Annotated in this window: 1 protein-coding gene; it reads right to left on the bottom strand. The window is 61.0% G+C overall.

Annotated elements, in window-relative coordinates:
* Positions 1-109: 109 nt before the first annotated feature.
* Positions 110-1285, bottom strand: a 1176-nt coding sequence (gene tuf / locus ACR0JC_RS18820) for an elongation factor Tu (RefSeq protein ID WP_170343064.1), incomplete at its 5' end; no start/stop codon positions are given.

The following is a 1285-nucleotide window of genomic DNA, read 5'->3' as shown; positions in this document are numbered from 1 at the left end:
AAAAGGCCGCCCCGGATTGGGACGGCCTTCTTTGGTTTCTCACCGAGTTGCTTTCGGCTGGCTTCGCTTTGGAAAACCGCCTGCCGCAACCGGGCGCGACAAGCGCGCCTTACTCGATGATTTTGGACACGACGCCTGCGCCGACGGTGCGGCCGCCTTCGCGGATGGCGAAGCGCAGACCATTTTCCATGGCGATCGGGGCGATCAGCTCGACGCCGAACGACACGTTGTCGCCGGGCATGACCATCTCGGTGCCTTCGGCCAGGGTCACGGTGCCGGTCACGTCAGTCGTACGGAAGTAGAACTGCGGACGGTAGTTCGCGAAGAACGGAGTGTGACGGCCGCCTTCTTCCTTGGTCAGGATGTAGGCTTCGGCTTCGAACTTGGTGTGCGGAGTCACCGAGCCCGGTTTACACAGAACCTGGCCACGCTCGACGCCGTCACGGTCAACACCACGCAGCAGGGCGCCGATGTTGTCGCCGGCTTCACCGCGGTCCAGCAGCTTGCGGAACATCTCGACACCGGTGCAGGTGGTCTTCTGCGTGTCGCGGATGCCGACGATTTCGATCTCGTCGCCAACGTTGATCACACCACGCTCGACACGACCGGTCACAACGGTACCACGACCCGAGATCGAGAACACGTCTTCGATCGGCATCAGGAACGGCTGGTCAACAGCGCGCTCGGGCGTGTCGATGTACTCGTCAACGGCCGCCATCAGTTCGCGGATCTTGTTCTCGCCGATTTCCGGGTTGTTGCCTTCCATCGCGGCCAGAGCCGAACCTGCGATGATCGGAATGTCGTCGCCGGGGTAGTCGTAGCTGGACAGCAGTTCGCGAACTTCCATCTCAACCAGTTCCAGCAGCTCTTCGTCGTCAACCTGGTCAACCTTGTTCAGGAACACGACCATCTTCGGGATGCCAACCTGGCGGCCCAGCAGGATGTGCTCGCGGGTCTGCGGCATCGGGCCGTCAGCGGCGTTCACAACCAGGATCGCGCCGTCCATCTGCGCCGCACCGGTGATCATGTTCTTCACATAGTCAGCGTGGCCGGGGCAGTCGACATGCGCATAGTGGCGGTTGTCGGTCTCGTATTCCACGTGGGCGGTCGAGATGGTGATGCCGCGCGCTTTCTCTTCCGGCGCACCGTCAATCTGGTCATACGCCTTGAAGTCGCCGAAATACTTGGTGATTGCTGCGGTCAGCGTCGTCTTGCCGTGGTCAACGTGGCCAATCGTGCCAATGTTGACGTGCGGTTTTGTACGCTCAAACTTTTCCTTTGCCAT

It is taken from the genome of Ruegeria sp. CH5, from assembly GCF_056537025.1.
This window is presented reverse-complemented; position numbering and strand designations above follow the sequence as displayed.